The 2,817-nt window shown below is 56.2% G+C and carries 4 protein-coding genes; all 4 read left to right on the top strand.

All coding sequences use genetic code 11. The features are described from left to right. A partial coding sequence (locus AC1DRJ_RS23590) for a response regulator (RefSeq protein ID WP_477804274.1) occupies nt 1-939 on the top strand: 939 nt, incomplete at its 5' end. Beyond that, nucleotides 939-1,772 (top strand): CheR family methyltransferase, encoded by an 834-nt coding sequence (locus AC1DRJ_RS23585; RefSeq protein WP_477804273.1) that lies wholly within the window; start codon nt 939-941, stop codon nt 1,770-1,772. The genes AC1DRJ_RS23590 and AC1DRJ_RS23585, both read left to right, overlap by 1 nt. Further along, nucleotides 1,769-2,362, top strand: a complete 594-nt coding sequence (locus tag AC1DRJ_RS23580) for a chemotaxis protein CheB (protein WP_477804272.1) — start codon at nt 1,769-1,771, stop codon at nt 2,360-2,362. Before AC1DRJ_RS23585 ends, AC1DRJ_RS23580 begins: the two co-directional genes overlap by 4 nt. Continuing rightward, a partial coding sequence (locus tag AC1DRJ_RS23575) for a response regulator (protein ID WP_477804271.1) occupies nt 2,356-2,817 on the top strand: 462 nt, incomplete at its 3' end. The genes AC1DRJ_RS23580 and AC1DRJ_RS23575, both read left to right, overlap by 7 nt.

Below are 2,817 nucleotides of genomic sequence, written 5' to 3'. Positions count from 1 at the left end.
GTTGAAGACCGGGTCGAAGCCGCGATGCACATGGGCGCCATCGGTTACGCGGTCAAGCCGACCACCCGCGAAGAACTCAAGGATGTGTTCGCCCGCCTCGAAGCCAAGTTGACCCAGAAGGTCAAGCGGGTGCTGCTGGTGGAAGATGACGATCTACAGCGCGACAGCATTGCCCGCCTGATCGGCGACGAAGACATCGAGATTACAGCTGTGGGTCTGGCTCAGGACGCTCTGGACCTGCTACGCACGACGATTTTTGATTGCATGATCATCGACCTGAAGTTGCCGGACATGCTCGGCAACGACTTGCTCAAGCGTATGTCCACGGAAGATATCTGCTCGTTCCCGCCGGTGATTGTCTACACCGGGCGCAACCTGACCCGCGATGAAGAGGCTGAGCTGCGCAAGTATTCGCGCTCGATCATCATCAAGGGCGCGCGCTCGCCCGAGCGTTTGCTGGATGAGGTCACACTCTTTCTGCACAAAGTCGAATCGAAGTTGTCCCATGAACGGCAGAGGATGCTCAAGACCGCTCGCAGTCGCGACAAGGTCTTCGAGGGTCGGAAGGTGCTGCTGGTGGATGACGATGTTCGTAACATCTTCGCCCTCACCAGTGCGTTGGAGCAAAAGGGCGCAGTCGTGGTCATTGGCCGCAATGGTCGTGAAGCGATTCAAAGACTGAATGAAGTCGAGGACATCGATCTGGTGTTGATGGACGTGATGATGCCGGAGATGGATGGCTTCGAAGCCACTATCGAGATCCGCAAGGACCCGCGCTGGCGCAAGCTGCCGATCATCGCGGTGACGGCCAAGGCCATGAAGGACGATCAGGAGCGCTGCCTGCAAGCCGGCTCCAACGATTACCTGGCCAAGCCCATCGACCTGGATCGACTGTTCTCGCTGATTCGCGTGTGGTTACCGAAGATGGAACGTATTTAGTGGAACGTATTCATTCAGTGGAGCGAGATAGCGAAATCGAACTGCGCTTGTTGATCGAGGCGATTTACCTCAAGTACAGCTATGATTTTCGCGATTACTCGGGCGCTTCGATCAAGCGCCGGGTGAGTCATGCGTTGGTTCAATTCGAGTGCAACACCATCTCGGCCCTGCAAGAAAAGGTGCTGCACGACCCGACCGCGTTCATGCAATTGCTGCAACTGCTGACGATCCCGGTCAGCGAAATGTTTCGCGACCCTTCGCACTTCCTCGCGATCCGCAAGGAAGTGGTGCCGCTGCTCAAGACTTATCCATCGATCAAAATCTGGATTGCCGGGTGCAGTACCGGTGAAGAGGTCTATTCGATGGCGATTCTGCTGCGCGAAGAAGGCTTGCTGGACCGCACCATCATTTATGCCACCGACATCAACCCTCGCTCGCTGGAAAAGGCCAAGCAGGGGATTTTTTCCATGGAAAATGTTCGGGCCTACACTTCTAACTACCAGCAGGCAGGTGGCCAGTGTTCATTCGCCGATTACTACACGGCGGCTTATGGTTACGCGATTTTCGACAAGAGCCTGTGTGAGAACGTGACGTTCGCTGATCACAGCCTCGCGACTGATAGCGTATTTTCAGAAACTCAATTAATTTCGTGCCGTAATGTATTGATTTACTTTAATAAAAAACTTCAGGATCGTGCGTTCGGTTTGTTCCATGAGTCCCTGTGCCATCGTGGGTTTCTGGTGTTGGGCAGCAAGGAAACCCCGGATTTTTCGGCCTTCGGCAAGCAGTTCGAGCCGCTGGTCAAACAAGAACGGATCTACCGCAAATCATGAACGACGCAGCAGATGTTCCTTCAATCGAGGCTATCGTGATCGGCGCTTCGGCCGGCGGAGTCGAGGCGTTGCTCACGATTCTTGGCCCGCTGCGTGAAGGCTTCACACTGCCGATCATTGTGGTGCTGCACTTGCCCGACGAGCGCCGCAGCTTGTTGGCCGAGGTGTTTGCACGCCGGGTATCGATGCCTGTTCGCGAAGCGTCCGATAAAACCCGGGTCGAAGCGGGAACGCTGTATTTCGCCACACCCGGTTATCACTTGTCGGTGGAACAGGATCATAGCTTCTCGTTGAGCCTGGAAGATCGCGTGCATCATTCGCGGCCCGCCATCGATTACCTCTTCGAGTCCGCTGCCGATGCCTACGGTTCAGCCTTGGCCGCCGTATTGCTGACGGGAGCCAATCGCGACGGGGCCCGCGGCCTTTCCCACGTTAAACGTCGCGGTGGCCTGACCATCGTGCAGGACCCGACTGAGGCGCAGGTCGCGACCATGCCTCAGGCAGCGCTGGATATTCAGCAGCCTGACCATATTCTCRCTGTCCGCGGCATCGGCCGTCTGCTTGTCGAGCTGGAACGAATAGCATGTTAAGTAACATCCAGGCCAAATTGCTGATCGTCGACGATCTGCCGGAGAACCTGTTGGCGCTCGAAGCGCTGATCAATCGTGAAGACCGGATGGTCTACAAGGCCTTGTCCGCCGACGAAGCCTTGTCGCTGTTGTTGCAGCACGAATTCGCCCTGGCCATTCTCGATGTACAGATGCCAGGCATGAATGGCTTTGAGCTTGCCGAACTGATGCGCGGAACGGAGAAAACCAAAAACATCCCGATCGTGTTTGTCAGTGCTGCCGGTCGCGAGTTGAACTACGCATTCAAAGGCTACGAAAGCGGCGCGGTGGACTTCCTGCACAAGCCGCTGGACATCCATGCGGTCAAGAGCAAGGTCAACGTGTTCGTGGACCTGTATCGCCAGAGCAAGGCGATGAAGCAGCAGGTTGAAGCGCTGGAACAGAGCCGGCGCGAGCAAGAAGAGCTGCTTAAACAG

The sequence above is a fragment of the Pseudomonas sp. P5_B2 genome, assembly GCF_056400445.1.
Note: the sequence above shows the minus strand (reverse complement) of the source record. Positions and strands in the feature narration are given on the sequence as shown.